Annotated in this window: 20 protein-coding genes and 1 pseudogene; 11 read left to right on the forward strand and 10 right to left on the reverse strand. The window is 67.4% G+C overall.

The features are described 5' to 3' along the window. Nucleotides 1-377: 377 nt before the first annotated feature. The 4 genes and pseudogenes from KM295_RS05050 (at nucleotide 378) to KM295_RS05065 (ending at nucleotide 5,914) form a co-directional block, all read left to right on the forward strand. Complete coding sequence (locus tag KM295_RS05050) at nucleotides 378-968, forward strand: 50S ribosomal protein L15e (protein WP_256028798.1); 591 nt, start codon at nucleotides 378-380, stop codon at nucleotides 966-968. A 313-nt stretch (nucleotides 969-1,281) separates the two neighbouring features. Further along, nucleotides 1,282-2,925 (forward strand): annotated as a pseudogene (locus tag KM295_RS05055) (HVO_2922 family protein). 58 nt (nucleotides 2,926-2,983) lie between these two features. Then, nucleotides 2,984-4,141 (forward strand): site-2 protease family protein, encoded by a 1,158-nt coding sequence (locus KM295_RS05060; RefSeq protein WP_256028799.1) that lies wholly within the window; start codon nucleotides 2,984-2,986, stop codon nucleotides 4,139-4,141. A 129-nt stretch (nucleotides 4,142-4,270) separates the two neighbouring features. Next, complete coding sequence (locus KM295_RS05065) at nucleotides 4,271-5,914, forward strand: thiamine pyrophosphate-binding protein (RefSeq protein WP_256028800.1); 1,644 nt, start codon at nucleotides 4,271-4,273, stop codon at nucleotides 5,912-5,914. A gap of 37 nt (nucleotides 5,915-5,951) precedes the next feature. Here the strand turns inward: KM295_RS05065 and KM295_RS05070 are convergent, their stop codons facing one another. Beyond that, entirely contained in the window at nucleotides 5,952-6,743 is a 792-nt protein-coding gene (locus KM295_RS05070) for an HpcH/HpaI aldolase family protein (protein WP_256028801.1), read from the reverse strand. A 245-nt stretch (nucleotides 6,744-6,988) separates the two neighbouring features. Here KM295_RS05070 and KM295_RS05075 point away from each other — a divergent pair, with 245 nt between their 5' ends. Further along, nucleotides 6,989-7,576 carry a DUF6735 family protein gene (locus tag KM295_RS05075; RefSeq protein ID WP_256028802.1) on the forward strand — a complete coding sequence of 196 codons (588 nt, stop codon included), beginning with the start codon at nucleotides 6,989-6,991 and terminating at the stop codon, nucleotides 7,574-7,576. Between the two features lie 33 nt (nucleotides 7,577-7,609). Here the strand turns inward: KM295_RS05075 and KM295_RS05080 are convergent, their stop codons facing one another. Beyond that, nucleotides 7,610-10,129 carry a heavy metal translocating P-type ATPase gene (locus KM295_RS05080; protein ID WP_256028803.1) on the reverse strand — a complete coding sequence of 840 codons (2,520 nt, stop codon included), beginning with the start codon at nucleotides 10,127-10,129 and terminating at the stop codon, nucleotides 7,610-7,612. Nucleotides 10,130-10,367: 238 nt separating this feature from the next. Here KM295_RS05080 and nucS point away from each other — a divergent pair, with 238 nt between their 5' ends. After that, nucleotides 10,368-11,075, forward strand: coding sequence for an endonuclease NucS (gene nucS / locus KM295_RS05085; protein ID WP_256028976.1), 708 nt, complete (start codon nucleotides 10,368-10,370; stop codon nucleotides 11,073-11,075). Here the strand turns inward: nucS and KM295_RS05090 are convergent. Both KM295_RS05090 and mutS read right to left on the reverse strand, forming a co-directional pair. Next, nucleotides 11,072-12,391 carry a restriction endonuclease gene (locus KM295_RS05090; protein ID WP_256028804.1) on the reverse strand — a complete coding sequence of 440 codons (1,320 nt, stop codon included), beginning with the start codon at nucleotides 12,389-12,391 and terminating at the stop codon, nucleotides 11,072-11,074. The genes nucS and KM295_RS05090 overlap by 4 nt on opposite strands. A 38-nt stretch (nucleotides 12,392-12,429) precedes the next feature. Then, nucleotides 12,430-15,009 carry a DNA mismatch repair protein MutS gene (gene mutS, locus KM295_RS05095; protein WP_256028805.1) on the reverse strand — a complete coding sequence of 860 codons (2,580 nt, stop codon included), beginning with the start codon at nucleotides 15,007-15,009 and terminating at the stop codon, nucleotides 12,430-12,432. Nucleotides 15,010-15,149: 140 nt separating this feature from the next. Between mutS and KM295_RS05100 the strand changes: the two genes are divergently transcribed. The 3 genes from KM295_RS05100 to KM295_RS05110 all read left to right on the forward strand — a co-directional run bounded on the left by KM295_RS05100 (nucleotide 15,150) and on the right by KM295_RS05110 (nucleotide 16,843). Continuing rightward, entirely contained in the window at nucleotides 15,150-15,563 is a 414-nt protein-coding gene (locus KM295_RS05100; RefSeq protein WP_256028806.1) for a DUF7124 domain-containing protein, read from the forward strand. A gap of 135 nt (nucleotides 15,564-15,698) precedes the next feature. Then, a complete protein-coding gene (locus tag KM295_RS05105; RefSeq protein ID WP_256028807.1) occupies nucleotides 15,699-16,271 on the forward strand; it encodes a magnesium transporter in 573 nt (190 codons plus the stop codon). Next, nucleotides 16,271-16,843, forward strand: a complete 573-nt coding sequence (locus KM295_RS05110; RefSeq protein ID WP_256028808.1) for a magnesium transporter — start codon at nucleotides 16,271-16,273, stop codon at nucleotides 16,841-16,843. Before KM295_RS05105 ends, KM295_RS05110 begins: the two co-directional genes overlap by 1 nt. A gap of 92 nt (nucleotides 16,844-16,935) precedes the next feature. Here the strand turns inward: KM295_RS05110 and KM295_RS05115 are convergent, their stop codons facing one another. The 3 genes from KM295_RS05115 to KM295_RS05125 form a co-directional block, all read right to left on the reverse strand. Next, the gene (locus KM295_RS05115; RefSeq protein ID WP_256028809.1) at nucleotides 16,936-18,138 is read right to left on the reverse strand and encodes a potassium channel family protein; all 1,203 of its coding nucleotides are present in this window, start codon (nucleotides 18,136-18,138) and stop codon (nucleotides 16,936-16,938) included. 84 nt (nucleotides 18,139-18,222) lie between these two features. Further along, nucleotides 18,223-18,576: a cell division protein SepF gene (locus KM295_RS05120; protein WP_256028810.1), complete on the reverse strand. Its 354-nt coding sequence runs from the start codon at nucleotides 18,574-18,576 to the stop codon at nucleotides 18,223-18,225. A 73-nt stretch (nucleotides 18,577-18,649) separates the two neighbouring features. Then, entirely contained in the window at nucleotides 18,650-19,129 is a 480-nt protein-coding gene (locus KM295_RS05125; RefSeq protein ID WP_256028811.1) for an RNA-binding protein, read from the reverse strand. Nucleotides 19,130-19,260: 131 nt separating this feature from the next. Between KM295_RS05125 and KM295_RS05130 the strand changes: the two genes are divergently transcribed. Next, nucleotides 19,261-19,944: an Sjogren's syndrome/scleroderma autoantigen 1 family protein gene (locus KM295_RS05130; protein ID WP_256028812.1), complete on the forward strand. Its 684-nt coding sequence runs from the start codon at nucleotides 19,261-19,263 to the stop codon at nucleotides 19,942-19,944. Here KM295_RS05130 and KM295_RS05135 read toward each other — a convergent pair whose 3' ends face one another. Next, nucleotides 19,945-20,574, reverse strand: a complete 630-nt coding sequence (locus tag KM295_RS05135; RefSeq protein WP_256028813.1) for a rubrerythrin family protein — start codon at nucleotides 20,572-20,574, stop codon at nucleotides 19,945-19,947. A 97-nt stretch (nucleotides 20,575-20,671) separates the two neighbouring features. Between KM295_RS05135 and KM295_RS05140 the strand changes: the two genes are divergently transcribed. Continuing rightward, a complete protein-coding gene (locus KM295_RS05140; RefSeq protein WP_256028814.1) occupies nucleotides 20,672-21,817 on the forward strand; it encodes an MBL fold metallo-hydrolase in 1,146 nt (381 codons plus the stop codon). A 12-nt stretch (nucleotides 21,818-21,829) separates the two neighbouring features. Here the strand turns inward: KM295_RS05140 and KM295_RS05145 are convergent, their stop codons facing one another. Together KM295_RS05145 and KM295_RS05150 are read right to left on the reverse strand one after the other, a co-directional pair. Next, the gene (locus KM295_RS05145; protein ID WP_256028815.1) at nucleotides 21,830-24,307 is read right to left on the reverse strand and encodes a DEAD/DEAH box helicase; all 2,478 of its coding nucleotides are present in this window, start codon (nucleotides 24,305-24,307) and stop codon (nucleotides 21,830-21,832) included. A gap of 220 nt (nucleotides 24,308-24,527) precedes the next feature. Beyond that, complete coding sequence (locus KM295_RS05150) at nucleotides 24,528-25,745, reverse strand: cation:proton antiporter (RefSeq protein ID WP_256028816.1); 1,218 nt, start codon at nucleotides 25,743-25,745, stop codon at nucleotides 24,528-24,530.

Genomic DNA, 25,745 nt, shown 5'->3' on the forward strand with positions numbered 1-25,745 from the left:
GGCGACAGGGTTAGTTATCGAGCGTTTCGAGCCGGATCGAAAAGTAGTGTTTTGGTGGGGCTACTGGGGAGCCCCAATAATACCGATGATACCGATGATACCGGTAGCGCTATCGGAGATACCGCTGGTGACGAGGGTGGACTCGGGTGCGGTACTCCGCGTCATGTAGTTGAAACAAGTGTCATCTATGCTTATTAAACTTACTGTCGGGCTCGATCGTCGATCCGCCGTTCGCGGCGTTTCGAAGCGCTTAACCGCGGTTGTCGTGAAAACCGTCACAACTCGCTGGACGACGGGCACCAGCGGGCGCCTGTCCACACAGGTCGGGATGTGATTCCCACCCGGGAATTGAACCACACAACGCCCGTGGTGAAACCATGGCACGAAGCTTCTACTCACACATCCGGGAGGCGTGGAAGACGCCGAAGGAAGGAAAGCTCGCGGAACTGCAGTGGCAGCGCCAACAGGAGTGGCGCGACCAGGGATCGATCGAGCGCATCGAGCGCCCGACGCGGCTGGATAAGGCGCGCTCGCTCGGCTACAAAGCCAAGCAGGGCGTCGTCGTCGCTCGCGTCTCGATCCGGAAAGGCAGCGCCCGCAAACAGCGGTTCAAGGCCGGCCGCCGCTCGAAGCGGCAGGGTGTCAACAAGATCACCCGCCGGAAGAACCTCCAGCGCATCGCCGAAGAGCGCGCCGGACGGAAGTTCCGGAACCTCCGCGTTCTGAACAGCTACTGGGTCGGCGAGGACGGCTCCCAGAAGTGGTTCGAAGTGATCCTCCTGGATCCCGAACACGGGGCGATCGAAAACGACGACGATCTGGGCTGGATCTGTGCGGACAGCCAGCGGGGCCGCGCCTACCGGGGCCGGACCTCCGCCGGCCAGCGCGGTCGGGGGCTCCAGCAACGCGGCAAGGGAACCGAACACACCCGTCCGAGCGTCCGCGCGAACGACAACCGCGGCAAGTAACGCCGCCGCGACCCCGGTTTTCGGCTTACATCACGCCGGAACAGCGACAGCTATCTGTGCAGGGTCGATCGAAAGCGACTCTCGGTCTCCTAGAAGACGGACGTCCAAGCGAACCGATATCCGTTCCGTCGGATCGAGTGCGCGTACCCGCTATCCCGCCCGACAGAACGGCTGATACGCCCGATCGGAACCGCTCCGGGCCGACGGCGTAAAACATCTGTCCGACGGGAGAACGAGCGTCGATCCCTCTGTAATGAATATTATATGTCACTTCAGGTGAAGATTTATTATAATCAAAAATTAATATGGTATTATGGCACAAGATACGACGAAAGAAAACACCCTGGTGGCGTTTTACAACGAACGAATCACGGAACCGTCGACGAACGACGAGGTGTACGGCTACTGGCTGTTCGCGCTCGGACTCGTAGCCAGCGTCGTCGGCGTCGTGTTCTTCATGTACAGCGGGACGTATCCGCGGCCACCGGCCTCGGAGGGCGGTACTTACTGGCTGTTACGCGAGATCGGCGGTGTCTTCATCGGGGTGGGCTTTCCCCTGTTGCTTGGTGGGGTTGCTATCCGGCTTCCCCTCCGACAGTTAGCAACCAGGGTCGTCGGTGTCGGCGTCGTGCTCTGTCTGGCCGCCGTCCTGTGGTTTATCGTGGTGTACCCGGCCGGTGGATGGCCCGTCTCGACCGGTCACACGGGCGTCATCGGGCTCTACACCGTCGGGCTCGCGGCTATCGGGATCGCATTGATCGTCGTCCCGATGCTCTCTCGCGCGGAGACGGAGACCGAAAGCGAGCGGGTAACACGGGAACAGGACAAAGCGGAGCGGTCCGAACTCGAAGCCGAAAAGGCGGAACTCGAGGAGAGAACGACCGAACTGGGAGCGGATCTCGAGTCAGCACGCGAAGAGCGCGACGAGGCGGCGGCCGCGACCGAGGCCGCCGAGGCCGAACTCGAGGCGCTCCGGCAGTCGAAGGCCCGATTCGAGATCTATCGGGACAGGGGTGGCGGCCACCGCTGGCGGCTCCGGCACCGCAACGGCAACATCATCGCCACCAGCGGCGAGGCCTACGCCAGCCGACAGAAGGCCCAGCAGGGCATGCACAGCGTGATGCGGAACGCCCTGGGTGCGGCGGTGATGACGATCGAACCCGAGGATCCGGAAACCATCGAGGGGGAGACCGAGACCGACCCGATAGAGATCGAGAGCCGGGCCGAGTTCGAACTCTACGAGGATGCGGCGGGCGAGTACCGCTGGCGGCTGGTCCACGACAACGGGAACATCATCGCCGACTCCGGCGAGGGCTACGCGTCGAAAAGCAACGTCAGGCGGGCGATGGATAGCGTCCGAAAGCACGCCGAAGCCGCCGACTACCTCAGGATCGATCCGACAGGCTTCGAGGTCTATCGGGACGCGGCGGGCGAGTACCGCTGGCGGCTCGTCCACCAGAACGGCGAAATCCTGGCCGACTCCGGGCAGGGCTATGCGAGCCGACAGAAGGCACGACAGGGCGTCGACAGCGTCCGCGATAACGCCGGCGAGGCCGACATCGAAGAACAGTAATCCGACCGACCAACCGATCCAACAACAATGAGCAAGGCAACATTCGAACTGTACGAGGACGCGGCGGGCGAGTACCGGTGGCGGCTCCGGCACCGCAACGGGAACATCATCGCCGACTCCGGCGAGGGATACAACAGCAAGTCATCCGCGCGTGAGGCGATCGAACGGGTCCAGGGATACGCCCCCGAGGCGGACGTTCTCGACGTCGGCCAGGCCTCCTTCGAACTCTACGAGGATGCGGCGGGCGAGTATCGCTGGCGGCTCCGGCACCGCAACGGCAACATCGTCGCCGATTCCGGCGAGGGATACTCCTCGCGGAGCGCGGCGGAGGACGCAGTCAACAGCGTCAAACAGAACGCGCCGGGGGCAGAGGCGACCGACTAACCCGTCGCGGAACCCGATTATCCGGCAGCGTTTTCCGGCCGGCCGACGACTGAGGAACATGCGTAGCTTCGAGATCGGCCGGATCACCGGTATTCCGATCCGGCTCAACATCACCCTCGTCGTCTTCCTGCCTCTTCTGGCGTGGCTCATCAGCCGCGAGGAACAGCTCGGGTTCTACACCGACGTGGTCAACGAGCTCTCGCCGCAGGCCATCGACATCGCCGTGATCCAGTCGGGTTCGACGCCGATCGTCGCCGGCGCGGCGACCGCCGTCGGGCTCTTCGTCGGCGTGTTGCTCCACGAACTCGGCCACTCCTGGACAGCCCGCCGGTACGGCGTGACGATCAGCTCGATCACCCTGTGGATCTTCGGCGGGATGGCCCACATGGAGGACCTCCCGGAGGACTGGGACGTCGAACTCTACGTCGCGCTGGCCGGCCCGGCGATGAGCGTCCTCGTCGCCGCGGTCTGTTACGGGCTGCTCTTTGTCGTCCCCGCACAGCCGGTCTTTCTCTTCGTCGTCGGCTCGCTCGCCGTGATCAACGCGGTGCTCGCGGTCTTCAATCTGCTCCCGGCGTTTCCCATGGACGGCGGTCGCGTGCTTCGAGCACTGCTTGCTCGCAACCGTCCGTACGCCGAGGCGACCCAGACCGCCGCGACCGTCGGCAAGTTCATGGCGATCCTGATGGCGGTCTTCGCGGTCTTCGCGTTCGCGCCCATCCTGTTGCTCGTCGCGATGTTCGTCTACATCGCCGCCGGGGCGGAATCACGGACGACCGTTCTCCGGGATCTGCTCCGTGGAATGACCGTCCGGGAGCTGATGTCGAGTGACGTCCGGACCGTCACGCCGGAGACGACCGTCGCGGAGTTCTTCGATCGCGTCCTCACCGACCGGACGACCGCCTACCCCGTGATGGATCGGGGCACGGTCACCGGTCTCGTCACGCTCGAATCGGTCCGGGGGATCGCCCCCGACGCCCGCGAGACCACGACCGTCGCCGACGTGATGGGGCCTGCGCCGCCCTCGCTCGAACCCGACGCCGACGCCTTCGAGGCGCTGGTCGCGATGAGCGCCGCGCGCGGTGACCGGATACTCGTCGTCGAGGACGGCCGGTTCCTCGGCCAGCTCACTGCGGGGGACTTCACGACCGCGATCGAGGTCTTACAGGGGCTCGGCCCCCGCCGGGAAATCGATCTCCCCGACGGGTACGCCTGATACTGTCGGCTATAGCTATTTGGAGATATTCGCTCCCCGGTAACGCGATATATTCACGAAATTATAGCCGACAGTATGAGGGACGGTCGGACGGGTAATTTTTAGGCCCCCCTCCGTCCCACTACGGGTGTGAACGTCAACGAAGCGATCATCGACTGTTTGACCGAGAACGGTATCGATGCCCTGTTCGGCATTCCGGGCAAGCAGTCGCTCCCGCTGAACGAGGCGATCAGCGAGCGAGACGACATCCGGTTCGTCGTGGCGCGCCACGAGACCGCCGTCTCACATCAGGCGTGGGGGTACGCCGAAACCAGCGGCGGGATGGCCGGGACGGTCGTCATCCCCGGTCCGGGCGATATGAACGCGATGAACGGGCTCAAGAACGCGTTGAACGACTGTACCCCGCTTCTCCACGTCGCCGTCGAGACCGAACCGGAGATCCGCGGCGGCGACGGGATCCACGAGACGCCGCCGGACACCTACGACAACGTCGTCAAGGAGAACATCACCGTCGAGACGCCACAGAGTACGGTCGCGGAACTCCAGCGGGCGATCGACGCCGCGAGGACCCCCCCGAAGGGGCCGGTTCGGATCGGCATCCCGAAGAACTTCCTCTCGATGGACGTCGAACTCGCCGAGCGCGGCGAGACCGACCCGCCGTCGGTCGGCGGCGTTCCCGAGACGAAAGTAGAGGCGGCGGCGACGCTTCTCGCCGGGGCGTCGAAGCCGATCATCGTCGCCGGCGGCGGGGTGCGGGCCGCCGACGCGAGCGATGAACTGCGGGCCGTCGCCGAACGGCTCGAGGCGCCGGTCGTCCCCACGTACAAAGGCAAAGCCGTCTTTCCCGACGAACACGAACTCATGGGAGGTGTACTCTGTGGCGGGGCCGGGCGCCCCACGAAGGAACTGATCGCCGACGCCGACGCGGCGCTGGGGGTCGGCACCGACTTCGACGCGGTCAGCTTCCGCCACTGGTCGATCGAGATCCCCGAGGATCTGGTACACGTCACGCTCGCGGCCGACGACATCGGCACCGGCTACGATCCGGCCGTCGGGATCGTCGCCGACGCGGCCCGGACGCTCGATGCGCTCGATGCCGCCTTGGCCGAACGGTCGATCGCGAGCGAGACCGGCCCCGAGCGCGCCGCCGATACGCGGGAAGCGATAGACAGCCGGCTCGCGGAACTGCGGGACGTGACCGAACCGCCGCTGACCTCGGTCGCGGCGCTGGATGCGATCCGGGAGGCCACGCCCCGGGACGCGGTCGTGAGCCCGGACGCGGGCGGGTTCCGGCTGTGGGCGCTGGTGTCGTTTCCGGCGTACGAACCCCGCGATTGGGTCACGCCGGGATCGTGGGCGACGATGGGATCGGGCGTGCCGGGCGCCATCGGGGCGAAACTGGCCAACCCCGACCAGGACGTCGTGGCACTCACCGGCGACGGGGGGCTGTTGATGTGTCTTCACGAACTGCACACTCTGGCACACGAGGCGATCGACGTGACTGTTGTCGTCCTCGACAACAGCGACTACGCGATCATCAGCGAGGAGGCCGGCCGGAGCTACCGGATGGACGACGGCGAGTACGGCTGGGGAGAGACTCCCGTCTCGTATACGACCGTCGCCGAGGGTCTCGGCCTCGACGTCGAGCGGGCCGAAACCCCCGACGAAATCGAGACGACCGTCGCCGACGCGATCGAAAGCGACGGGGCGACGCTCGTCGAGATCCCCACCGATCCCTACGAGCCACAGTCCGGCGTCTGGATGAACGAGTGACCGATCAGCCCGGCGATTCGTTCGCCGTCGCTCCCGCTCACTCGCGGTCCTCGCGTTCGGTCTCGTAGGTCTCGCGGATCCGTTCGCCGGCCTCGATGAGCGTCGTCATGTCCTTGCCGGCGATCTGGTAGTCGAACCCCCGCTCGACGTGGTCCCCGACGTCGGCCCCCCGGACGGCGATCGTCCCGACTGGGGTATCGAGGGCTTCCCCCGCCTCGATGACCTCGGCCATCGCCTCCTCGAGTTCGGGCGCGTCCCACTCCCCGAAGACGCCGAGCGAGGCAGAGAGGTCGGCCGGGCCGACGAAGAGCGCGTCGATGCCCTCGACCCTCGCGATGTCGCCGGCGTTTTCGACGCCGGTCGGCGTCTCGATCTGGGCGATCGTCAACAGCGACCGGTGATCCGACTCGACGTACTCGAGGAAGCGCTGGCCGTACCCCGTCGCGCGCCCGGACGCGAGGCCGCGGTCGCCCTCCGGCGGGTACCTCGTCGCGCGCACCAGTTCCTCGGCGGCTTCCGCGGTGTCGATCATCGGGACCATGATCCCGTCGACGCCGAGATCGAGGATCCGCTTGATCCGCACCGGGTCGTTCCAGGCCGGCCGGACGATCACGCCGAGCGATCCGGGCGCGGCCGCCGCCGCCCGGACGAGTTCGGCCACGGTCTCGAGGCTCATCTCGGTGTGTTCGGTGTCCACGAGGACGAAATCGAACTCGGCTCTCGCGGCCGCTTCCACGATCATCGGGTGCCCGATCGAAACCCAGGTACCGAGCGCGCTTCCGGCGTCGAATCGCTCTCTGAGTTCCTCTGTGGTCGATTCTTCCGTCATCGCGCTCGCCTCGGCTCGCTCCGGTGATCGTTCGGACCGGACACGCTCGTCGGACGGGACGGTCCCTCCGGAGCGACGGATCGGACGGCTTCACACTGGCTCGGTTCCATCGGTTCGTCGTTCCGATAGGAGTCCAAAGAACGTTCGGGTCCGTGCCGCCGCTCTTGGGAGATCGGACGCACGATCGAGATAACCGGCCCGCTTCCGGACACGGATTTATAACCGAATACGCGCCCACGCGGCGTATGGGCCATCGAACCCTCGTTGCATACGACAGGGACGGCTACGACCTCCATTACGCACACTGGCGGGTCGATCCCGCGGCGCTCACCTCCGAGACGCCCTTCGGCGGCCGATCGGACGACGCCTGGGCACGCGAGCGGGCCGAAGAGTTGCTCGAGCCGGCGGGCGGACGGCTGAGCGAGCCACCCGGGACCGCCGTCGAGACGGATCCGATCGCTACGGAGCTTTCGTTCGTCGATCTGGAGGCGTACGTCGACCCGATCGAACACGAGGCGCTGTACGTCGTCGACGACGATTTCTCCGTGCGGACGTATCTCGTCTTCGGGATCGACGGATACGCCGTCGGACGGGCCGATAGCCCCGCCGTCGCGCTCGTCGGATACGACGGCGAGGCCGACGCCGCTTACCTCCGCGGCTGGCTGGCCGGCGCGCGCGCCGTCCGCGGCGTCTGTGGCCCCGACGACGGGGCGATCGTCCGGGCGCTCCGGTGGCTCGACCCCGAGCGCGGCACGGTCGTGTGGATGCCAACCGGCGACGCCGGGGTCGGCGACCGTCCCGGGACGACGACGGGGACCGCGGACAGGCCGTGATGAGCCGTCCGGAAGCCGGACCGTGGGCTCGACTCACGCGTCGGGATCGTCGAGCAGCCGCCGCGAGGAGTTGCTCACCACGAGCAGGCTGCTCGTCGCCATCGCGGCGGCGGCGAAAAGCGGGTTCAACAGACCGGTCACGGCCAGCGGGATCGCGATCGCGTTGTACAGGAACGCCCACGCGAGGTTCCCCTTGATCCGCCGTCCCGCGGCCGCGGAGAGCTCGAAGACCGCCTCGACCGACCGGAGGTCGTCGTCGACGATCGCGACGTCGGCGGCGTCGACCGCCATCGCCGTGCCGCCGCCCAGCGCGATCCCGAGATCCGAGCGGGCAAGCGCCGGCGCGTCGTTGGTGCCGTCCCCGACCATGACGGTCTCGCCGCGGTCCGATAGCCGTGCGACCGTCTCGGCTTTCCCCTCCGGCGGCACGCCGGCGAACACGCGGTCGACGGCCTCGTGGTCCCGGAACACCGCGGCGGCGCGCTCGTCGTCGCCGGTCAGTACGACGATCTCGACGCCGCGCTCGGAGAGGGACTCGACCGTTTCCGCCCACCACTCGCGGATCTCGTCCCCGACGACGACGATCCCCTCGGCGCGTCCCTCGTGGCCGACGACGACCGGGACGCGCCCGACGTCCCTGGCTGTCTCGGCCGAGGTGGCGATCTCCGGCGGAAGGTCCCATCCGAGTTCGGAAAAGAGGTCCGGATGGCCGACGACGACGCGCCGACCGTCGACGAGGCCCGAGACACCGTTGTCGTGGCTCTCGAATGACTCGACGGCGGGGCGATCGCCGGGGTCGGTGTCGGCCGCGTCGTCGGCCACCCGCTCGCGTTCCCGTTCTCGCTCGATCGACCCGCCGTCGGTGGCCGCCGGGGCCGCGTCCCCGGAGCCGTCGACGAGGGCGGCGATCGCCTTCCCGACGGGGTGGGCAGACCGGCTTTCGAGGGCCGCGGCGTCTTCGAGCAACTCCGGCGAGAGGGTCGACTCCACGACGTCCATCTCGCCGGTCGTCAGCGTCCCTGTCTTGTCGAAGACAACCGTGTCGGCCTCCCGGAGCCGTTCGAAGACGGTCTCGTCGAAGACGACGATCTGCCGCCGTAGCGCGTCCCGGATCCCGGCGGCGACCGCAAGCGGCGTCGCCAACCCGAGCGCACACGGACAGGAGACGATGAGGACCGTCAGCCCGACGAGCAACGCCCCGGTGATCCCGCCGCCGACCGCGAGGGTGAAGGCAGCCGCGAGCGCCGCGATCGAGAGCACGAGCGGGACGAACACCGTCGCGAGCCGGTCGGCCAGCCCCTGAATCCCGCTGTTGGCGCTCTGGAGATCCCAGACCAGCTCCGTGATCCGATCGAGGCTGCTCGTCGCCCGCTCGTCGACGCCGACGGTGACGGCCCCGTCCGCAACGACGGCCCCGCCGACCACGCGGTCGCCCTCGCGTTTGTCGACGGGCATCGACTCCCCGGTGACGACGGATTCGTCGACGGCGGCCTCGCCCTCCCGGACTGTTCCGTCGACGGGGATCCGCTCGCCCGTCCGGACGAGGATCCGTTCGCCGGCCTCCAGGTCCTCGACGGCGACCTCCTCGTAGCTTCCGTCCTCCCGGCGGCGACGCGCCTCGTCGACCTGTACCGAGGTGAGCTCCGAGAGCCGCTCTGTCGCCCGGCGCTTGAGGCTGGACTCGTGGTAGTTGCCGACGGTGACGACCACGACGATCGCGACCGTCACGTCGTAGTAGACGTGCGGTTCCTCGACGACGATGACGGCGAGTGTGCTGTAGAGGTAGGCGCTGACCGCCGCGATGGCGACTAGGAGGTCCATGTTCGGGGTCCGGGTCCGGACGGCGACGTAGGCGCCCTGGAGGATCGGCTTCCCGGTCACGAGCAACACGACCGTCGTCAGCACGGCGACGACGATGAAGAAGGGCGTGCCGCCCTCGTGGGCCATCGCGTCGGCCAGAAACTCCGCCGTCCGCTCGTCGTAGTAGAGCCCGCCGAAGTACGTCGGATAGATGATCGTGATGTACTGCAACATCACCGCCATCCCGACGAGGACGCCGACTGCGACCCGGACCGTCTCCATGTGGTTCGCCTGCCGCTGGCTGTAGGCGTCCTCCCGGGGGAAGGCGGTGTACCCGAGCCCCGAGATCACCTCACACAGCTCCCCGACCGAGACCCGATCGGGATCGTGATCGATCCGGACGGTCTCGGTGACGTAACTGACACTGACCGAGCGGACGCCCTCTGTTTCGCGTGCGATCGATTCGATGAACGCCTCGCAGGTCGCACAGTACATCCCCCGCACTTCGAGGAACGTCCGCTCGTAGCCGTCGGGCAGCGACGGCGCCGTTTCCTCCCGGTCCCCCTCCGGGGCGTCGGTCCGGTCGATGCGCTCTCTGACGTCGTCGGCGTCGACCGAATCGACTCGATCGAGGCTCTCGTGGACGTCGAGACAGCCACGACAGCAGAACGGGTTGCCGTCGGCGTCGGTGATATCGCTCCCGTCGGTCGGGAGGTCACACAGCGTACAGCCGGCGTCGGTATCGTTCGTCATGGGTTGTCGTGATCCGGAACCCGCGGGTCGGCTTTCCCCGGACGGACGAGGTCGGCCGCGGGCGGCCGGCGGCGATCGTGGTCGTTACCGTCCGGTAGGGTTTCGTCGCTTCTAAACGTTCGTATCGCCGGCCGCGATCGCGGGCGACAGACACCGCGAGAGCAGGGGACTTAATCCCCGGCGGCGACTACTCGTCCCCGTGAACGAGGATCGACCGTCCGGGGGGTTCCCACAGTCCCTGCAGGATCCGACGGTGACAGAGGCGGCGGCGCTCGTTTCCGACGCGCTCGATCGGGCGGCACTCGTGACGCTCTTCGGGCGGTGTACGGTCGAGTACGAGGGGCGTGCGGCCTCCGAACTCGCTCCCGGCGACAGACACGTCATGCTGAAGCCGGACGGCACGCATCTCGTCCACGGCGACGAGGGCCAAAAGCCGGTGAACTGGCAGCCGCCGGGCAGCGAGCACGACTGTCGAATCGAGGACGCCGCCCTGGTGATCGAGAGCGTCCGGACGAACCCCGAGGAACGGCTCGCCGTCACGCTCTCGACGGTCGTCCACGTCGCCGCCTTCGATCCCACCGACGACGAGTCGATCGATCTCGTCGGGACCGAGGCGGACCTGAAACGACGGATCCTGAAATCGCCCGACCTCGTCGAGGCGGGCTTTCGGCCCCTCTCGACCGAACGCGAGACGCCGGCCGGCGCGGTCGACGTCTACGGCGAGGATCGGGAGGGTCGGACGGTCGTCCTCGAGTTGAAACGGCGGCGGGTCGGCCCGGACGCGGTCGGACAGTTGAACCGGTACGTCGAGGCGCTCGAACGGGATCTGCACGCCGACGCCGAGATCCGGGGGGTACTCGTCGCGCCTTCGGTCACCGAGCGGGCGAAGGCGCTGCTCGCGGAGCGTGGGCTTGAGTTCGTCTCGCTGACGCCACAGGCGGACTAGATCAGACCGATCGCAAGCCCCACGGCGACGAGCACCCCCAAGACGAGGACGGCGGTTAACCGCGGGTTCTCCAGCGCCTTCCGGTAGAACGGCATCGCCTCGTACCGGTTTCGGAACGTCTCGGCGTTTTCGGTATCGAAGAAGTGTTTCTCGGCGAAAAAGAACGACTCCGTGACCGAACAGCCGGTACAGACCGGTTCGCCGGTGAGCCGTTCGGTCTCGGTGTGGCTCTCACAGGCGATCGCGCCGCAGTTCTCACAGTAGGTGTACGCCTCCTCGTCAGCGTCGGCGTCGGTTCCACAGTGGACACACCGCCGTACCGCGTCGTTTCGAGTCGCGTGTCGGTTCCCGCCGGCGTCGTACTCGTAGCTGTGGGTGTAGTCCCCCGTTTCGACGGCGACCTCGACGCGGGGCACGTAGATCGGCTCGACGGACCGAAACGAGACGTCGTCCGGGGTAGGCCGGCAGTCCCTGGTGTAGGTGACGTTGTTGTCGCCGGTGTAGGTGACGGTCGTCTCGAGGGCGTCACACAGCCGTTCTCTGGCCCACTCGCGGTAGTCGGATTCGGTCCACCCGAAGCGGCGGGCCTCGCCGCCGTGTCTCGATCGGGCCTCAGAGAGCGCGATCGGGTCGGTGTCGACGATCCCCGAAAGCCCCTCGGGCGCCACTCGCGGCCCCGAGGGGTCGGCCTCGACGACGAGGTGATCCCGGCGGTCGATCCGGTGGATGACGCCGACGCTCGTCTCGAACGTCGCCCGCGTGTGGGCCCGGACGTCCACGACCGGACGGTACGTGACGCCGACCGACGGCTCCGGCAGCGTCGCAGGGGCGTTCTCGACCGCTTCGAAGACCGCCGCGAGGACCGCCTCGGGCTCGCCGACCGGCAGCGTCTCCTCGCAGACGATCTCGATGCGGCCGTTATACAGGTCCATCCCGACCGGCTCGCCGAGTTCCCGGAGGGCACGGCCGTCGATCAGTTCGATCGGGTGGGGATCGCCGTTCTCCCTGAGCCGTTCGGCGTAGGCCTCGGCGGGCCCGGTGAACCGGCCGGAGGTGACGACCATCCCCCGCCTCGGGCCGTCGTGGGGGTAGGTCGCGACCGCCGAGTGGAGCTTCTGGACGACCGGCCGCGAGACGGTGTCGGTGTGTTTGCACTCGACGACGTAGGCCGTCCCGTCGTCGTACATCGTGATGTCCCGCCCCTCGTCGGCGACGCGGGTCGCGACGGAGACATCGTCGTACCCGAGCGCGCGGAACAGCGAGGCGACCGCGTCCTCGAACTCGTACCCCGAAAGCTCGTCTAAAAGCGTCGTCACTGTCGGGGGCTTCTCGCGGAGACACAAAAACCGTGGCCTCACTCGCGTTCCGATTTGAGCCGCGAGAGCAGGTTCAACGCCTCGAGCGGCGTCGTCTCGGCGAGATCGACCGAGTCGAGTTCGGCGAGGATAGCCTCCCGGCCGCCGTCGGTGGAGGCTGTCTCGGAGATAGTCGCTTCGGCGTCGGTCGGGGTCGGTGAATCGACCGCCGCCAGCAGTTGTCCAGCGCGATCGACCACCTCGGCCGGCACGCCCGCCATCTCCGCTACCTCGACGCCGTAGGAGGCCTCGGCCGGCCCCTCCCTGAGATCGTGTTCGAACTCGACGCCGTCGGCGGTCCGGGCGGCCGAGAAGTGGTAGTTTCTCGCCCGTGGGAGCCGTTCGGCCACGTCCGTGAGTTCGTGGTGATGCGTCGCAAAGAGCGTGTACGCCCCGATCTCGTCGTGGAGGTGTTCCGTCGCCGCCTGCGCGATCGCGTAGCCGTCCCGCGTCGAGGTTCCCCGGCCGACCTCGTCCAAGACGACCAGCGAGTCCTCGCCGGCCTCGGCGAGAATGTCGGCGAGTTCGGTCATCTCGACCATGAACGTCGAGCGGCCGCCGGCGATGTCGTCGGAGGCGCCGACGCGGGTGAAGACCCGATCGACGACCGGGAGTTCGGCGCGCTCCGCCGGGACGAAGCTCCCGAGCTGGGCGAGCACACAGATCAGCGCGACCTGTCGCATGTAGGTGGATTTCCCGGACATGTTGGGGCCGGTGACGACCGCCATCGGCCGATCGCGGGGGAGATCGACCGGGTTCGGGACGAACGCGGATTCGGTCCGTTCGACGACGGGATGACGGCCCCCCTCGATGTCGATCCCGTCGGCGCCGACCGCCGGCCGGCAGTAGTCGTACTCGGCGGCGACCGACGCGAGCGAACACAGCGCGTCCAGCCGGGCGATCGCCGAGGCCGTCCGCTGTATCCGTTCGGTCGCCTCCGCGACCCGACTCCGGAGTTCGGTGAACAGTTCGTACTCCCGTTCGTCCGCCCGCCCTTCCGCGCGGATGATCTCGTCTTCGCGCTCCTTCAGCTCCGGCGTGTAGAACCGTTCGGCGTTCTTCAGCGTCTGCCGGCGGTGGTAGTCCCCGGGGACGGCATCGAGGTTCGGATCGGTCACCTCGATGTAGTACCCGTGGACGGAGTTGTGACCGACCTTCAGCGAGTCGATCCCGGTCCGTTCCCGCTCCTCGGCCTCGAGGTCCTCGATCCAGGCCTTCCCCTCTCGTTCGGTCGTCCGCAACGAATCCAGCGTCTCGTCGTACCCCTCGCGGACGAGACCGCCCTCGGTGATCTCTGCGGGCGGGGACTCGACGATCGCGGCGTCGATCAGTTCCCGGACGTCGGGACAGTCGTCGAGGTCGTCGGCGATCTCTGTGAGAACGTCGCTTCCTGTCGCCGCTTCGTCGAGACACGCCCGGAGGTCGGGGACGACCGACAGCGTCGACTCCAGCGCCCGGAGATCACGGGCGTCCGCCCGTCCCCGGGAGATCCCCGCGACGAGCCGTTCGAGGTCGTAGACGTCCGCGAGCAGTTCGCTCGCCCGTTCCCGCTCGCCGACACGCGCGAGCAGCGCCTCGACGGCGTCGAGGCGGGCGTCGATGCGGTCCGGGTCCAACAGCGGTCGCCGGAGCCGATCGCGTAGCTCCCGACCGCCGAGAGCGCTCGCCGTCCGGTCGATCGTCTCCGAGAGCGCCGCCCCCTCCAGCCCGTGGACGTGTCTGGGTTCGAAGATCTCCAGCGAGCGGGTCGCGACCGCATCGAGCAGCATGTACTCGCGTGGATCGTACCGGGTGAGGTGGTTGAGATACGAGAGGCGGGTCGTCTCGCCGTCGGTCCTCGCGCCGCGGGCGTACTCCGCGTAGGCGAGCAGGGCGCCGCAGGCCCGGACTTCGGCGTCGCTGGCCAGCGAGATTTCCCCGAAGTACGATCGGACCTTCTTTCGGGCCGTCTCGAGTTCGAACGCCGACCGCTCGTAGGGTGTGACCATGCAGTTCGACCCGAACGGCTCCGTCGGGGCGTCCGGACCGACGACGGCCTCGGCGGCGTCGAAGCGTTCGAGTTCGTCGGCGACGGCGTCGATCCGGTCGAGCCGTGTCGCGTAGAAATCGCCCGTCGAAACGTCGAGCACGGCGAGCCCGTACCCGTCGGTCAGACAGGCGACGAAGTTGTTGTCGCCGTCGGCCAGAAGCTCGGTTTCGGTGAGCGTTCCGGGCGTGACGACCCGGGTGACGGCCCGATCGACCAGCCCGGAGGTCTCCTCGGGCGCTTCGACCTGATCGGCGACGGCGACCCGATACCCCGCATCGAGCAGCGTCTCGATGTACGACTCGGCGTTGTCGATCGGGATCCCGGCCATCGGATACGTCCCGGTCGAGTCCTCCCGCTGGGTGAGCGTGATCTCCAGGATGCGGGCGGTCGTCTCGGCGGCCGCACAGAACGTCTCGTAGAAGTCCCCGACCTGGAACAACACGAGGGCGTCGTCGTAGCGTTCACACAGCTCGAGGTACTGCGACAGCATCGGCGTGAGGTCGTCGGCCTTCTCGGCCATCTCGGGCGGCGGTCCCAGCGCCTCGTCCATACCCGACCCTGCGGCTCGCCGGTCAAATACTCACCGGACGCCGGGGTCGGGGTCGGTACCGGCGACGGAGCCGCCGCCGGCGCCGGGAACCGGGAGGTGAACACCGTTACCGTTTTCGGCGCCTCGGCCGAACCGGGCGTATGGCAGCCGACGAGCCAGAGACGATCACGCTCGCGTTCGAGCTGGCGGCGCTGGAACGGCTCGCCGATCCCGCGGCCGTCGTCCGTGACACCCAACAGTGGACGGATCACCTCGGCCTCGTGAGCGACGAGCCGACCCACCTCGTCAGAAAGCGGGCCCGCGATTACGCCTTCAATCCCGATTTCCTCCCGGGACCGCGGGAGAAACACCAAAGCCTCGTGAAGATCAGAAACCAGCCCGAACACGGCGCCGACCGGTACATCCTGGTCGCCGTCGACAGGGACATCGAGGAGGCCGCCGAAGCCGCCGGCTGGGAGTTCCGACCGGTCGAGGAGGCCGCCGAGACCGCCGGCTGGCGGCTCGCTCGCGAGCCGGCCGAAAGCGACGACGACGAGCGGACCGGCTGGCCCTGACATCGACTTCGGCGAAGCTCACGCTGTTCTGTCGGCCTCCGTCAGCGTGCGATCCCGTGTCGATATCGTTCCGTCCGGCTACGACGACCGCCCCAACGTCGGCAGGTTTAACAGCCGACTCGAACAGTCGAACGTATGGACTTCCGCGAGGAGGTGTGGTCCATCTACCGGGAGGCGTTGCCGATCCTGCTCGTCGCGCTTCTCGGCGGGCTCTTCTCCGGGCTGGTTCTGGAGGAACTGCTCGAGAGCGTCGAGCGGTTCCCCGGGCTGTTGGTGATGGTCCCCGTCTTTCTGGCCACCCGCGGGAACGTCTACGGCGCCCTCGGCGGCCGGATCGCAAGCGGCCTCCATCAGGGGCTCATACCCCCGTCCTTCGAGTGGGACGAGCGGCTGGTGAACGCCGTCGTCGCCTCCTTCGTCAATGCGATCGCGATCTCGGCCGTCATCGGCGTCATCTCGTGGGTGGCGCTGCGACTCCTCGGCTGGCCGGCGGCCGCGCCCTACGAACTCGTCGCGATCATGCTGATCGCCGGCTCTCTGACCTCGGTGGTCCTCGTCTTCGGCCTGCTCGCGGTGCTTTTTGCCGGCTACAACGCCGGCTACGACCCGGACAACCTCGTCGGACCGATCGTCACGACGCTCGGCGATATCTTCGGGATGCTGTTTCTGTTCGTCGCCGTCGCCGTCGTCGAGGTGGTGTTCGTCTGATGGCCGCTCGGGGATCGCTCGAATCGTGGGACGCCCGCCGGATCGTCCGGAACATGTTTCCGCTGCTTTTGGTCCTCTGTGTCGTCGTCCTCTGGGCGGGGATCACCTTAGAGGAGGCGGGCGAACTGCTGGAGGAGTACGGCGTGCTCGCGGTGATGGTGCCGACGATGGTCGGCGCCGGCGGCAACCTCGGGACGATCCTGAGTTCGCGGCTCACGACGCGGCTCCATCTGGGGACCACGGAGTTCGACCCCTACGACCGCGTGCTGTGGGCGAACGTCTCGGCGATCCTGGCGCTTGCGGCCACGGTCTTTGCCGCCCTCGGGGTCGGTGCCTGGCTCGTCGGGCTCGTGGTCGGCTCGACGATCGGCTTTTGGACACTTCTGACCATCTCGCTCGTCTCGGGGCTGTCCGTCGCCGTCATCGCCGTCGTTCTCAGTTTCGCGACGACCTACGGTTCCTATCGGCTCGGGATCGACCCCGACGACACGACGATCCCGATCGTGACGAACGTCGTCGACGTCTTCGGGATGCTCATCTTCATCGGCGTCTCGACGCTCCTTTTGGGCTGATCGCTCCATCGGCGTCTCGACGCTCCTTTTGGGCTGATCGCTCCATCGGCGTCTCGACGCCACCGCCGGGCCGATCGCGCCCGAGCCGCCGATCACCCCGCGAGTCCCTCGAACTGTTCGGCCGCCGTCCGGGTCCCCTTGGCGATGACGACGTCGCCGTCCCGGAGTGTGACGTCCGTGTCGGCGACGAGGATCCACCCCTCGTCCGGGCGACGGACCGCGATAACGGACATCGTCACGTCGGCGTCCGGCACCCCGGCCGTGACCGCCGTCCCGTCGAGGGCACTCGCAGGTTCGATCTCGACGCGGGTGAGTATCTCGTCGCTCTCCTGGACGGCCATCCTGACGACGGGATGGGCCTCGATCTCCCGGAGGACGCCTTCGCTGATCTCGACGGCGGCGTCGCTTATCGCCTCGGTGCTCGTCCCGAGATGGATCAATCCCCGGAGCGAGACCGGATCATCGATGTCGGCCGCCGCCCGGAGCACCCACGCCTCGAAGCGCGATTCGAGCGCGTCGACCTCGACCTCGAGGTTCCGGACCTCCTCGGCGAGCTCCTCGCTGTCGAAGAGGACGCTGCTGTAGGCGAGATCGACCGCCAGCTCCGAGAGGTTCTTCATGTGGACGATCGTGTCGACGGCCCGCCCGAGGTCGTCGATGGCCTGTGGGGCGCTCGCCGGCGGCTCGTACGCCGTTTCGGTCAGTTCCCGGTAGACGGCCGGGATCTCCGAGTCCGGCCCCCGGAGCAGGGCGACGTCGTCGGCCTCGATCTCCGTTTCCGGGCCGGGGTTCAACAGCCACTCCGTGCCCCGCCGGAGCGCGATCACCCGGACGCCGGTCTCGGACTCGAGGTCGATATCCTTCAGCGTCCGACCAGCATAGCCCGAACCGGGGTCGACGACCCCCCGGACGAGCGTCTCGACGGCGTCCGGCAACGCCGCCCGCATCGCCTCGGGCAGGCCGATTTCTTCGAGGACGATCTTCGAGATGTCGCCCGCCGCGTCGCTGATCGTGTCGGCGGCCGTGACGATCCCGAGTACCGGCGCGAGCTGTTCGGCGTCGTCGGGGCTTCTGGCCGCCATCAGGAGGCTCATGCGGGCCCGCATCTCGAGGACGTCCATCCGCTCTTCCAGCCGGAGTACCTCCTCGGCGAGCGCCTCGCTGCGGTGCAGCACCGACGAGTACGAGAGGTCGATGAGCAACTCCGCCGTGTCCTTCATCTCGACTAAGACGTCCTTGACACTGACGGGTTCGTACTCGATCGGCGACGAGGCCTCGCCCTCGAGGGGGTCCATACCGGCTACAGCCGGCGCCAATAAAAAAGGGTTTCCCGGTCCCGGTCTCAGTCTCGGTTCCCTCCGGCGGTCCACTCCCGGGTATTACTGGTTGAGCTTCGATCGGGCGATGCTGACCCCGCCGGGCGTGATGATGATCTGGTCGTCCTCCTTTTGAACGATGTCGCCGCCGACCTCGTTTGCGACCTGTTTCAGCTCGTCGACGATGTGTTCCATCGTCCGGTCGCTCGTGGTGTGTCTGATGATGTCGGCGATGACGATATCGCCGTCGTAGACGGCGTCTTTGATGTCGATGACGTCGTTCTTGTCACTGATGTCCGCAAAGCGGATCTGGACGGTCGCGGCCGCGCCGTCGGCGTCGAAATCGTCGACGTCGAGTTCGACGTAGTCCTCGGCGCTGTTTGCGCTGTTGCCGAGGAGCTTGCTCATAAGTCCCATGTTCCAGTGACCGACTGCCCGAGACATAGGTCTTACGTCCGTCGTTCGGCTGCCGGGCGTCTGACGCCGGAACTCAGGCGTGGAACTCGTAGAGATCGTCGCCGACGTGGTGCAGCGACTCGACGACCTTTCCGGATTCGCCGGCCATATCCGATCCGTCCGTCCCAGCGCGGCCGACCGCCAGCGCCTTCTCGTGGGTCTCCTCGACGACGACGACGAGATCGCCGGGTTCGATGTCGTCGGTCGCCGCCGTGATCCCGGGCCGCATCACGTTCGCGCCGTCGGAGACGAAGGAGATCGCCCCCGCATCGACGGTGACGACGTGGTTCTCGGGTGGATACTCGTTTGCGCCCCGGACAGTGAGAAAGAGTTCGCCGTCGAAGGAGGCCACGAGCGGCTCGCCGTCGACGAGGACGACCTCCCGGTCGGTGTCGGCGAACTCCACGCGTTCGTAGTCGTCCCCGTCGAGGTCGATTCCGAGGTGGTCGGCCAGCGACGTCTCGAGGGCGTCGATTTCGTCGGACCGGAGGTGGTGGCGGGATTTCACCTGCATACCCGGCCTTCGACCCCTCGAAGATTAAAAACCGCCGGTCGGGGCGCCCCGCCGTGGCAGCCGAGGGAACTTCCGTCGGGGGTGCCGACTCGAACGCAGTCCTTTTGCGGCGAACGCACGTTGGATCGGGTATGAGCGACTTCGATCGCGAGGCCGAACGGGAGAAGCTACGCGAGAAGTACGAACGCGACAAAGAAAAGCGAGAAGCCTCCGAACGGATGAGCGAACTCCTCCTGCAGGGGGCGACGATGACGAACCGACACTGTCCGGAGTGTCACTCGCCCGTGTTCCGGTACGAGGGCCGGCAGTTCTGCCCGACCTGCGAGAAAGAGATCACCGAGGAGGACGACACCGACGCCGACGCCGACGACGCCGGACGATCGAACGCCGACCCGGACGGAGCGACCGCCGAAAGCGCTGGCTCGGCTGCCGAGACGGCGGCCGACGACGCACCGGAGAACGCCCGGCCGGACCGATCGGCCGACGACCGACGGCCGCCCTCCTCCGAAACGCCGGACGATCGAACGCCGACGCCGGCCGGCGAGCGACGACCGGCGCGGGTTCAGCCCCCGGCCCCTCGGGACGAGCAGTCCCCCGAAAGGCGGGACCGCGAGACGACCGGCGACGACCGGCGGGACGCAGACCGTCGATCCGACGCCGGCGGGGAGTTCCGCGACGCCGAGGCGTCGCTGCGGCGGGAGATCGGATCGTTGACCCGGCGGGCCGAAGAGACACGCGACGTCGGCCGGAAGCGCGAGCTGCTCGCGGCGGCACGGGAGGCCGCCGAGACGCTCGGAGCGATCCGTCGGCTCTGATCAACAGACCGGCTTCGGATCGACGCCCATCCCCTCGAGGGTGTCGGCGTACTCGGCGTAGGCGACCTCGATCGCCTCGCCCGCCGACTCGAGTGCGCGGTCGAACGCCCCGTCGGCCTCACAGAGTTCGACGACGAGTTCGGCGCCGTCCTCGGCCGTCCCGTCGGTGTCGCCCCGGAGCGTCCGGAACGTCCCGGCTGCGTCGGTCTCGCCTTGGTTGACGAAGAAGTTGATCACCTGAAGCAGCGTCCGGGAGGCGACCAGCGGACGGCCGACGAGGCCGGCGGCGACGCGGGAAAGCGTCGAATCGAGTTCCCGGAGGTGCGAATGGAGCGCGTCGGCCGGCGGGTCCTCGGCCGTCCCGCCCAACTCGGTGACCTGCCGGCAGTGGTCGCGTTCGCTCTCGGCGGCTTCGCGGAAGGCCGCCGCGACGCGCTCGTTCGGCTCGTCGTCGGCCCACCGGTCGAACGTCTCGGCAGCACGGGCCTCGGCGGCGGCGGCCGCGTCCAGAACGTGATCGCGATCCAGGTGTGCGGCCGTTTCCGCCACGAGCGCCTTCTCCGAACCGAGTCGGTCGAGTTCGGTGTTGTTTGCCTCCCGCACCGCATCGAGGAACGTGTTCGCGTCCATGCCCGGTGTTGGAAACGGGGGTACACAACGTTTTGGTGGTGACGACACGACGCGGCTTCCCGGACCGTTCATGCCGATCGCGTGCGTACCCGACGGTATGTCCGAACACGACGCCGACCAATCGAGTGCCGTCTCGCCCGAGGAACTGGCGGATGCGGTCGAGTCCGGTGAGTCGATCACGCTTTTGGACGTCCGGAACCGCGAGGAGATCGACGCCTGGCGGATCGAGGGCCCGAACGTCGAGTCGGTCCACGTCCCGTACATGCGGTTCGTGAGCGCGAACGTGACCGGCGACGTCGGATCGCTCGTCGATCCCGAACGATCCTACGTCGTCGTCTGCCCCCGGGGCGAGGAGAGCGCCGAAGTGGTGGGAATGCTCGAAGACGAGGGGATCGACGCCCGGAACCTCTCCGGCGGGATGGCTGGTTGGGCGGACGTCTACCGTCGGCGCGAGATCGGCTCGACGGCGACCGACGCGACGGTGTTTCAGTATCACCGCCCCGCGACCGGCTGTCTCGGCTACACTGTCGTCGACGGCGGGGAGGCGGTCGTCGTCGATCCGCTCGCAGCCTTCTCGGACCGGTACCTCGAGGACGTCGCCGACCTCGACGCGGAGGTCGTCGCCGTCGTCGATACCCACGTCCACGCCGATCACGTCAGCGGGCTTCGGGCGGTCGCCGACGCCGCCGGCGTGTCCCCGTCGATCCCGGCCGCCGCCGTCGAACGGGGGATCGACTACGCGGTCGAGGGCCGCGAGGACGGCGACGCCATCGAGGTCGGCGGGAGCGAACTCCGGTTCCGGGCGTCGCCGGGACACACGACCGGCTCGGTGTCGCTGCTGCTCGGGGACGTGTTGTTCTCCGGCGACGCCCTCTTTTTGAACGGTGTCGGACGGCCGGACCTGCAGGGCGGGGACGCCGATCCGTCCAACCTCGCCGGGGAACTGCACGCGACGCTCACCGAGCGGTTCGCCGAACTGCCCGACGACACGGTGGTCGCGCCCGGACACGTCCGTCCGGAGACGGCCGCCCCCTACACCGCGGCACTCGGCGCGCTCCGGGCGCGGCTGTCGGCGTTCTCCGAACCGCGGGCGGCGTTCGTCGACCGGATCGTCGGGTCGGTCGGGGAGCCGCCGGCGAACCACGGCCGGATCGTCGCGATCAATCTCGGCCGGGAGGTCGTCGACGACGCGGCGGCGTTCGAACTCGAACTCGGGCCGAACAACTGTGCCGTCGCCGATTGAAGCGCCCCGGCCTCACTTGCTTCCGGGGTAGGGGCTTTCCGTGACTGTCCGGATCCGGTCGGCCGTCACCTCGCCGACGCCCTCGACCGCGAGCAGCGCCTCCTCCTCGGCCGACATGACCGCCTCGACGCTGCCGAAGTGCTCGAGCAGCGCGCGCGCGGTGACCGGGCCGACCTCGGCGACGGATCCGACGACGTACTCCTGCTGTTCGGCGAGCGTCTTGCCGCCCTTCTCGCCGTGGACCGAGACGGTACGGTCGTCGGTCTCCTGTTCGCGTCTCGCGATGACCTCGAGCAGGTCGGCGGTTTCCTCGGCGTCTTCCGTCTGCATGACGCTCGCGCCGAAATCGACCGCGAGCGACGCCAGTGCCCCTCTGATCGCGTTCGGGTGGACGTTCCGGGATCCATAGAGGTCCTCGCCCTCGATCACGACGACGGGGCGGGCGTAGTGACGCGCCGCCGCGCCGACCTGCTCGAACAGCGATCGGTCGCCGCCGACCAGCGTATCGAGGAAGTCCTCGACCGCCTTCCGCTCGATGACGACCCGATCCGAGAGGACGTAATCGCCGACGGCGAGTGTCTCGAGGCGCGTTTCGACCCCCTCGCGGGTCGAGAGATCGCGAGCGATATGCGAGTCGAGTTCGCGCTGGTCGGCGACGATCTCGATCGTCTCGCCGTCGGGGGCGGCCTCGGCGACCGTCGCGTCGTCCTCGGCTGTCGTATCCGTGTCGGCGTTCGCCTCGCCCGCGAAGTCAGCGAGTCCGGCCTGTCCGGATCTGGCTGTCGTATTCGAGGGACTCTCCGGGGTCTCCTCGCCGGTATCGGCCGTCGGTTCGGATGTATCTTCCGGGGAGGCTGTCGGTCGATCGTCGCCGTCGCCCTCCCCTATCCGATCCGTTCCCCCGAACGCCTCCAGACCGGCCTGTTCGGCGATTTCCGCTTCGATTTCGCCCTCGATGTTCCTCAGTTTCCGGAGTTCATCCTCCATCCGGTCCTCCTCGTGTTTCGACATCCAGAAGAACGCCTCGTCTCTGGTATCCTCCGCGAGCAACACGACGACGCGCCCGTCGCTGGCGCGGCCGGTCCGGCCCTTCCGCTGGATCGACCGGATCCCCTTCGGCACCGGCTCATAGAAGAGGACGAGATCGACGTCAGGCACGTCCAGGCCCTCCTCGGCGACGGAGGTCGACACCAGCACCTCGAACTCGCCGGCCCGGAACGCATCGAGCGTGTCCTTCTGTTCGGTCTGAGTCATGCCGTCCGAGCCCTCCTTGTCGCCCTGCCCGACGAAGCGGCGGGTGTCGAAGTGCCCTCCGAGGAAGTCGGTCAGCGTCTCGGCGGTGTCGCGGGATTCGGTGAAGACGATGACGCGTTCGCCGTTCTCGATGCCGAGCGTCTGGGCGAGCAGGATCCGCGCCCGTCGGAACTTCGGGTGGAGATCGTCGAATTCCTCGGCCCGCCGCATCGCCTCCTTGACGCGGGGATCGCTGACGAACCGCTGGCTCGCCTTCGAGGCCCCCGAAGACTTGGCGTCCTCGCGTTGCCGCTCGAAATACCTGCGGAGCGACTCGACGCTCTGGGTTTCGACCAACTCGACGGCCCGTCGGAGCTTCATGATCTCGGCGTGGGCGCTCATCCCCTCGTAACCGTCGGCGTCGTCGTTGTTGATGAGCTCCTGGAGCTTCGCCCGTATCGCGTTCAGCTGCGATTGGGACATGCTCGGATCCGTCGAGTTCGTCACGCCGAGCTGTTTCAGTTTCGTCAGCCGCTCTTTGATCACGTCGTTGAGCGCATCGCGGATCTCGATCACCGTCTCGGGGAGTTCGACGTGCTCCCATTCGACCTCGGTTCGGTAGGTGTGGTCGGCCACGTCGGCGTCGTCTTCGGTCATCACCGCGACCTCCCGGAGTCCGAGGTTGTCACAGACGGTGAGGATCTCCTCCTTGTCGCCGCCCGGCGAAGCGCTCATCGCGCTGACGAGCGGGTCCCCGGCGTCGGCGTGATACCGGTCGGCGATGTAGTTGTACGCGTAGTTGCCCGTCGCGCGGTGGCACTCGTCGAACGTGATGTGTGTCACGTCCGAAAGCGACACGCGGTTGCCGACGAGGTCGTTCTCGATGACCTGTGGGGTGGCACAGACGACGCGGGCCGACTCCCACAACTCGGCCCGGTCGTCCGGCCGGACGTCGCCGGTGAAGACGACGATCTCCTCGTCGTCGATCGACAGTGCCTCCCGATAGAAGGCGGCGTGTTGCTGGACGAGCGGCTTCGTCGGCGCGAGAAGCAGTGACATCCCGCCGTGTTCCGCGAGCCGTCCCGCTGTAACGAGCAAGCTGACTGCCGTCTTTCCGAGCCCCGTCGGCAGACAGACGAGCGTGTGATCCGACCGGGCGGTCTCGGCTAGCCGGAGCTGGTAGCGCCGCTTTTCGAGCAGGCCGTCGACCAGGAGCGGCCCCTCCACGTACTCCGTCTCGCCGGTGGCTGTCGCCATCTACCGAAGGATTCGTCGCTTCGCTGTATAAGGGTTCGGCCGCCACGGTGAAAGTGAAGGCGCTCGTCCGGTGGTTTATATACGAAACCGGGGCCACTCCCGCCGTGAGCTGAACGATCGCCGGCAGTCCGCCGGGGCGGGAGCGCGGCGCGAGGACTGCCGGGCGGAAAGCGCCGCCTGTTCGCCATCCGTTCGGAATCCGACGTGCCGCGGTCCGGTTTCAATCCGCTGTCGCCGCGGACCGGTTGTCGACGACGAACCGCTCGAAGAGTCCCGAATACTGCATAAACGTCGTCCCCAGCACACTCATCACGAGGACGTAACCGACGGCGACGGCGGGGACGATCTCAGTGAGGACGGCCCCGCCGACGACCGCGTCGGCGGCGATCGCGGCGATGATGAGCGAAAACTCCCCGCGGGTCACCATCCCACAGCCGACCCGGACGCTGCGTCTGTCGTCGAGCCCGTAGATGCGACCGCTCAGAAAGCCGGTGAGAAGCTTCGTCGGCGTCGTCACGAGAACTAACAGGACGATGATCCCGGCGACAGCCGGAAACACGGACGGATCGGTCCGGAGCCCGATCCAGAAGAAAAAGACCGCCGCAAAGAGGTCCCGAAGCGGGATGAGCCGACGTTCCAGGTCGTGAAGGTGATCGGTGCCCGAGAATCCCATCCCGATGAAGAAGGCGGCGACGGCCTCGCTGACGCCGATCGTGAGCGCGAAGCCGGCCACGAAGACGGTTATCGCCACGGCACGCAGAACGAACATCTCCTCGGAGCCGGTATCGAGGAACCGACCGAAGTATTCCGAGCCGAAGTGAACGGCGCTTACGAGCACGAAAAGGAACGCTATCGCGACGCCGACATCGACGGCGATCGTTGCCAGTTCGCCGCCTCCGAGGAGGACGGCCGACAGTACGGCCAGATAGAACGCGATGAACAGGTCCTCGAAGACGAGCGTCCCGAGCATGGGTCCCGCTTCGTCGTTGGCGATCCAGCCGAGATCGATGAGCGACTTCGTGATGACGGCCGACGAGGAGATGTAGACGATACCGCCGAGTACGAACGCTTCGAGCAGGGACCACCCGAGTGCGAGGCCGATGAGGACGCCGGCCGGCAGGTTCACGACCAGATCGAGGGCTCCCGACTTCCCGATCTTCTCGCTGGAGTCGAACAACCGATCGAGGCTGAATTCCAGCCCGAGAAAGAAGAGCAGAAAGACGATCCCGAGTTCCGCCAAGAGCGTGATGTACGCCTGCAGTTCGATGGCGTAGCCGGAAAGGGGAGCGTACTCGACACGCCCGAGAACGAACGGGTTCATGACCATCCCGGAAACGACGTAAAACGGGATCACGGACTGGCCGAGCCAGTGGGCGATCGTCGCCGCGGCGACGAGCGCCACGAGCATCAGTCCTAGCTCGAAGAGTATCTCCGCCAT

The sequence above is a fragment of the Natronomonas aquatica genome (assembly GCF_024449025.1).
Classification (GTDB): domain Archaea; phylum Halobacteriota; class Halobacteria; order Halobacteriales; family Haloarculaceae; genus Natronomonas; species Natronomonas aquatica.

Bases quoted from the DNA above. Each gene is read 5' to 3' on its own strand.
- KM295_RS05140 (WP_256028814.1), top strand. From the start codon at position 20,672: ATGTCCGAACACGACGCCGACCAATCGAGTGCCGTCTCGCCCGAGGAA.
- KM295_RS05070 (WP_256028801.1), bottom strand. From the start codon at position 6,743: ATGACGGAAGAATCGACCACAGAGGAACTCAGAGAGCGATTCGACGCC.
- KM295_RS05135 (WP_256028813.1), bottom strand. From the start codon at position 20,574: ATGGACGCGAACACGTTCCTCGATGCGGTGCGGGAGGCAAACAACACC.
- KM295_RS05120 (WP_256028810.1), bottom strand. From the start codon at position 18,576: ATGGGACTTATGAGCAAGCTCCTCGGCAACAGCGCAAACAGCGCCGAG.
- KM295_RS05125 (WP_256028811.1), bottom strand. From the start codon at position 19,129: ATGCAGGTGAAATCCCGCCACCACCTCCGGTCCGACGAAATCGACGCC.
- KM295_RS05060 (WP_256028799.1), top strand. From the start codon at position 2,984: ATGCGTAGCTTCGAGATCGGCCGGATCACCGGTATTCCGATCCGGCTC.
- mutS (WP_256028805.1), bottom strand. From the start codon at position 15,009: ATGGACGAGGCGCTGGGACCGCCGCCCGAGATGGCCGAGAAGGCCGAC.
- KM295_RS05130 (WP_256028812.1), top strand. From the start codon at position 19,261: ATGAGCGACTTCGATCGCGAGGCCGAACGGGAGAAGCTACGCGAGAAG.
- KM295_RS05150 (WP_256028816.1), bottom strand. From the start codon at position 25,745: ATGGCGGAGATACTCTTCGAGCTAGGACTGATGCTCGTGGCGCTCGTC.
- KM295_RS05050 (WP_256028798.1), top strand. From the start codon at position 378: ATGGCACGAAGCTTCTACTCACACATCCGGGAGGCGTGGAAGACGCCG.
- KM295_RS05105 (WP_256028807.1), top strand. From the start codon at position 15,699: ATGGACTTCCGCGAGGAGGTGTGGTCCATCTACCGGGAGGCGTTGCCG.
- KM295_RS05110 (WP_256028808.1), top strand. From the start codon at position 16,271: ATGGCCGCTCGGGGATCGCTCGAATCGTGGGACGCCCGCCGGATCGTC.
- KM295_RS05145 (WP_256028815.1), bottom strand. From the start codon at position 24,307: ATGGCGACAGCCACCGGCGAGACGGAGTACGTGGAGGGGCCGCTCCTG.
- KM295_RS05080 (WP_256028803.1), bottom strand. From the start codon at position 10,129: ATGACGAACGATACCGACGCCGGCTGTACGCTGTGTGACCTCCCGACC.
- KM295_RS05075 (WP_256028802.1), top strand. From the start codon at position 6,989: ATGGGCCATCGAACCCTCGTTGCATACGACAGGGACGGCTACGACCTC.
- KM295_RS05100 (WP_256028806.1), top strand. From the start codon at position 15,150: ATGGCAGCCGACGAGCCAGAGACGATCACGCTCGCGTTCGAGCTGGCG.
- KM295_RS05115 (WP_256028809.1), bottom strand. From the start codon at position 18,138: ATGGACCCCCTCGAGGGCGAGGCCTCGTCGCCGATCGAGTACGAACCC.